The 5,225-nt window shown below is 69.4% G+C and carries 4 protein-coding genes; 3 read left to right on the top strand and 1 reads right to left on the bottom strand.

The annotated features are described in order from the left end of the window. The first annotated feature begins 461 nt into the window (after nucleotides 1-461). The 3 genes from AB0I10_RS40115 to AB0I10_RS40105 all read left to right on the top strand — a co-directional run bounded on the left by AB0I10_RS40115 (nucleotide 462) and on the right by AB0I10_RS40105 (nucleotide 4,454). Complete coding sequence (locus AB0I10_RS40115) at nucleotides 462-1,397, top strand: hypothetical protein (protein ID WP_363157685.1); 936 nt, start codon at nucleotides 462-464, stop codon at nucleotides 1,395-1,397. 227 nt (nucleotides 1,398-1,624) lie between these two features. After that, on the top strand, nucleotides 1,625-3,667 hold the full coding sequence (locus tag AB0I10_RS40110; protein ID WP_363157684.1) for an RICIN domain-containing protein: 2,043 nt from the start codon (nucleotides 1,625-1,627) through the stop codon (nucleotides 3,665-3,667). 178 nt (nucleotides 3,668-3,845) lie between these two features. Then, nucleotides 3,846-4,454 carry a hypothetical protein gene (locus AB0I10_RS40105; RefSeq protein WP_363157683.1) on the top strand — a complete coding sequence of 203 codons (609 nt, stop codon included), beginning with the start codon at nucleotides 3,846-3,848 and terminating at the stop codon, nucleotides 4,452-4,454. Nucleotides 4,455-4,520: 66 nt separating this feature from the next. Here AB0I10_RS40105 and AB0I10_RS40100 read toward each other — a convergent pair whose 3' ends face one another. Then, a complete protein-coding gene (locus AB0I10_RS40100) occupies nucleotides 4,521-5,048 on the bottom strand; it encodes a DinB family protein (protein WP_363157682.1) in 528 nt (175 codons plus the stop codon). Between the last annotated feature and the right edge of the window lie 177 nt (nucleotides 5,049-5,225).

Below are 5,225 nucleotides of genomic sequence, written 5' to 3'. Positions count from 1 at the left end.
TGGAGCTGTCGAACCCGGCCTCGGTCCGCGTACTCGAAAAGGCCGGACTGCAGCGCTGGAGCGACGACGCCACCACGGCCCGATTCCGCACCACGACACCGGGCCTCACCGGTAGGCCCCAGCGGTAGGCCCCACGGGGATCGGCAGCGGACCACTCACACCGCACCGCGCCAACTGCTGCCGGTCCCCGGGGGCATGTGCGTATGACGCTGAAATCCTGTTGCCTCGTCACCTCCCGTTTGCCTTACGTCACTCAGAGGGGATGTGACTAGTGGTGCGGCTGTGCCAAATGGTGACCGAGTGAATTCTGTTACGAAACCGTCGGACGAACGCAACAGTAGCTTCCTAGTTTTCTCGCCACCTGCCTTGGCCACCCCCCACGTGCCTGCGGCTGAGTTCCCACGCGTTTCCACGACGTGCGGGTCCCCCTCAACTCCTGCCGGAAGAAGGCGAAGTCGGACATGACTCCTCGCGCTGTCACCCCTGAACACACGGCGCCGCGCCGAACCGGGAAGTATGCGGCCGTTCTTGCGGCGTCCGCCCTCATAGCCGTGCCGTTGCTGGCCGGGACGGCGTCGCCTGCCGTGGCCGACGAAGGCAACACCTACCTCCGGACCGAACAGGAAGTCTTCGACTTCATCAACCGGAGCGCGCCGCTGAATCAGAAGGAGGCCGTCAAGGGCTACCCCGTTCAAGGGCAGGATGCGCAGGAGATCAAGCTCGCCGACGTCGAGAAGGTCTACCCGCACGACCAGGCGCTCGCGGACATTCCGGCCGCGCTGGGCAGCCGGTTCGGCCTCCCACCGACGATCCCCACCGAAGGGCCCGACATCCGCAACAGCAGCCGCGACGACCGGGAGCCGTGGCTGGACAACTGGGATGCCAAGTCGATGTGCGGCCAGCCCAGCCACACCCCCGGCGGGGAGTCGCAGCCCTGCGGATTCGTCGGTGTGCTCGACAAGGCGTACCCGGTCATGCAGACCTCGTCGTCGGTGATGGGCAAGGCGCAGTTCTCCTACAAGACCGGGGCCACGGTCGGCCAGGACACCAGCCGGACCAGTGGCTGGTCCGTCGGCGGAAAGGTCAGCGGGTCCCTGGGGCTTCCCGGCAATCCCAGCCCGGAGATCAACTTCACGTACAGCGAGTCGACCACGACCACCAACAAGTGGACGACGATGACCGAGCAGAACAACACCTATGACGTGCCGGACGGCGTGTCGGGGTGGGTCGAGGGGCGCGCCAACGGCGGTTGGTACACCGGATACCACGTCTACAAGCTGGACTTCGTCGACGGCAACGGCGACGAGAAGCAGAAGCTGGTCCTCATCCCGGCGCGGGTCCTGATCCAGGCGCCCGGCAACGCGGTTCCGATGACGTTCGTCAAGCGCCAGGGGTAGCGGTGCGCGCGGTGCGAGCCGCCTGAACCCACAGCGGCGGGCGGTTCCGATCCCCCCGCCGCCCTCTCTCGTACGCGCCACCAGGCGTCCTCTGCGGCCACGCCCTTCCTCAGCCCGTCGGCATTCAGCCCGTCGGCTTCCAGCCCCTCGGTGCCGGGCCTTCGCCCTGGCGCCCCCTCAGCCATCTCTCCCCCTCATCCCCCACGAGTACAGACAGGAATCCGCCCATGAAAATAAGACGCCCGATACACCGGCGCGGCAAAGCCAAACGCCGTCTGGCGCTGGTCACCGCGGCGACCGCGGCAGCCGCCGGTCTCGCCGTCGGCGTGGTCACCATCGGATCGGCCAGCACCACCGACCGGCCGAGCGCCGCGGACCGGCCGACGCCCGGCGTGGAACCGCTCCACGAGACGCCGCCGGAGCCGCTCAGCGAGGTCCCGGAGAGCAACGAGGGGCGCGGCATGGTCTACCAGGGGCTCAAGCCTGCTCCCGAGGGAGACCCGTGCGTCGGTGTCTACGTCGTGTCCAAGACGAAGGCGAAGCTGTGCACACACGGCCCTGACGCCCCGCCGAAGGGCGTCGACATCACCAAGGACGCTCGGCCCGCGGTGCAGCGGACCGCCCCGTCCCCGGCGCTGAAGGGCGGCACGAGCGGCACCCCGGACGCCTCCGACGTGCTGCCCGGCGGCATGCCCGTGCTCGATGCGCGTACCGGCAAGGCGGACCGGCCCGCCTCGGCGGCCGCCGGTTCGACCACCGGCGCCGCGGCCGATTCCGGTTCCAGGGTGGTCTGCGAGGGTGACGGCTCCTCGGGCAACCGCGTCCAGGTGCTCTACGTGCACGCGCCCGGCAGTGACCGGTTCGCGCAGTACGTGGCCTCGTTCAAGAAGTGGGCGGCCGAGGCCGACGTCATCTACGACGAGAGCGCCAAGGAGACGGGCGGCAGCCGCCGAATACGGTTCGTCACCGAATCCGACTGCACCGCCAATGTCCTGAACGTCGAGGTTCCGGCCGCCGACTTGAGCGAGTTCGGCGCGACCAACAAGGCGCTGGCCGCCAAGGGCTTCGACCGCCGCGACCGCAAGTACATGATGTTCGTGGACAGCAAGGTCTACTGCGGGATCGGCTCCTTCAACGGCGACGAGCGCCCTGGGGCACAGAACCTCAGCAACTTCGGCCCGTCCTACGGGCGTACGGACTCCGGCTGCTGGGGCGGCTCGACGCCCGCGCACGAACTGGGCCACAACCTGGGCGCCGTCAACAACAGCGCCCCGCACGCCAGCGGCGGCGCGCACTGCGTGGACGAGTGGGACATCATGTGCTACTCGGACTCGCCGAACTACCCCAAGATGCAGATCCTGTGCCCCGAGCGCACGGGTGACGAGCGGCTCGACTGCCACCACGACGACTACTACAACACCGCGCCCAAGCCCGGCAGTTACCTGTCCTCCCACTGGAACGTCGCCAACAACCGCTTCCTGATAGCCGACGGCGGTGACGGCACCAAGCCCGACCCGAACCCGACCGGCACGCCCACCCCGACGCCGTCCCCGACGTCCACGTCCGGCCCGTCCACCGGCCCCGCCGCCAAGGTCACCCAGATCACCGCGAACTCCGCCGTGGCCAGCTGGGCCAAGGTGCCCTCCGCCGCGGGCTACACCGTCTTCCTCAACGGCAAGAAGCTCGCCGACGTCGGCGACACCGCGACCCGCTTCGTCCGGCTGACCCCCGACACCTCCTACCGGATCAGCGTCGCCACCCGGTACGCCGGCGACAAGACCTCGCAGCCGGGCCCCGTCAGCACCTTCCGCACCCTCACCGCGTCCGACGGCGACCAGCCCACCCAGCCCGGCGCGAAGTACGTGATGGTCAACGCGCTCACCGGGCAGGCCGCCGATCTCTGGGGCGGCTCCCACAACGACGGCACGGTCGCGATCGCCTACCAGCGCCACGGCTACGCCAACCAGCAGTGGACCTTCAAGGACGCCGGTGACGGCGCCGTGACCATCGCCTCGACGGTCTCCGGCAAGTGCCTGCAGTTCGCCTCCGCGGCCGCAGGCCAGTACGTCGCCCAGCAGCCGTGCAGCGGTGCCGCATCCCAGAAGTGGCGGCTGCGGAACGCCGGAGACGGCTCGTACGTGCTCCAGCCGCAGGGCTCGCAGTTCGTCCTCGGAGTCAGCAAGCGCTGGTACTACGGCGGCTGGCTGCTCGAACTCCAGCGGCAGAACGATGAGGGCTACCAGAAGTGGACGCTGCAGCGGGCTTCTTGAGTGGCAGACGTCCTGAGTGACACCCGGTTGTCGCCCGACTGCCGACGGCCTGATGCGCTGACCACCTAACAGCCTGATGGCCAAGTGACCGTGAGCCGGCGGCTGCCCGAACCCCCAGCAGCAGCCGGCTCACCCGTCGCCCCCACTCCCCCAACGCCCTCCACAGCCAGGAGCCTCCGTGCGATTCACCCGTTCCTCCCGCCTCACCCCCGTTGCGGCCCTCGTCGCACTGCTCGCCGTTGTCCCTGCCCCGCCGGCCGCCGCGCACGGTGACACCATCGACTTCGGCATCGACACCGCACAGCCCGCCGACGGCCGGGTGCGTACCGTCGCGACCTGGGAGAACGACAAGGACCCGGTGACCGATTCCATCGCGGGGACGCTCTCCGCCACCGACGCGAACGGCCGCTCCCTCGGCCCGTGGAAACTCGTCCCCGTCCACGGCGCGAAGGCCACCTACACCACCCGTCAGGCGCTGCCGCCCGGCCGCTGGAAGGTGACCGTGAACTGCGGCTTCCCCGACCTGGGGCACGGCGAAGGCACCGTGGACGTGCCCGCCCCCGGCACCAAGCCCACCGGCAACCCGACCAGCAAGCCCGCCGGTCCACAGGAGAGCCGGCCGTCTGACCGGCCGTCTGCCAAGGCGTCGGCCGAAGCCGCCGACGGGAACAAGTCCCAGTCCGCTACGTCGTCGTCCGCCCCCATCTGGGCGGGCATGGCCGCCGTCGCCGCGCTGGGCGGCGGGGCCGCGTATCTGGTCGTCCGGCGCCGCCGCGCGGGGCGCTGATGGCGACGGGCCCAGCGGGTGCTGCTGCTGTCCAGGACAGCCCGGGCAGCCAGGTCACGCGGCTGGTCAGCCCATGCTTTTGGCGCCGTCCAGGCACTCGCGGATGATGTCGGCGTGGCCGGAGTGCTGGGCGGTCTCGGCGATGATGTGCATCAGCACCCGGCGGGCCGACCACCGCTCGTCACCCTCGAACCACGGCGCCTTCGGCAGCGGCTGGGTGGCGTCCAGATCGCACAGGGTGGCGACCAGGTCGTCGGTCCGGCGTGCCACCTCGGCGTAGTCGTCCAGCACACCCGCCAACGTCTCACCGGGCAGCATGCGGAACTCCTCGGCCCGACGAGCCCAGTCAGCCTCGGTCATGGTGGTGAAGTCGCCCATCGAGGCCGGACCGTCCAGGATGAAGTCGGCCCAGTTCCGCTCAACCACGGTGACGTGCTTGATCAGGCCGCCCAGGCACAGCTCACTGGCGGTGGTACGCAGCCCCGCCTGCTCGTCGGTGAGGTCGCGGGTGGTGAAGCGCAGCATGTGCCGGTGCTTGGCCAGCATCGCCAACAGGTCGGCACGCTCACCGTTGGTCGGCTCAGTGGAGGTCATGAACTCCGCCTTTCTTGGTCCTGTTCTTGGTCCTGTTCGGTGGTGCGAGACCAAGCTAGAGCCGATGTAGGCCGGATTCTGACCTAGTACTCCAGCAGGATTTCGCTGTCTGACCTGGGATTTCGCCGGGTGGCGGGAGTGTAGCGGGACTCCGAACGTGCAGGGGCGGTCTCACGG

It is taken from the genome of Streptomyces sp. NPDC050636, from assembly GCF_040654775.1.
Taxonomy (GTDB): Bacteria; Actinomycetota; Actinomycetes; order Streptomycetales; family Streptomycetaceae; genus Streptomyces.
Note: the sequence above shows the minus strand (reverse complement) of the source record. Positions and strands in the feature narration are given on the sequence as shown.

Coding starts and splice junctions, on each gene's coding strand:
- AB0I10_RS40115 (WP_363157685.1), top strand. CDS start 462: ATGACTCCTCGCGCTGTCACCCCTGAACACACGGCGCCGCGCCGAACC.
- AB0I10_RS40110 (WP_363157684.1), top strand. CDS start 1,625: ATGAAAATAAGACGCCCGATACACCGGCGCGGCAAAGCCAAACGCCGT.
- AB0I10_RS40100 (WP_363157682.1), bottom strand. CDS start 5,048: ATGACCTCCACTGAGCCGACCAACGGTGAGCGTGCCGACCTGTTGGCG.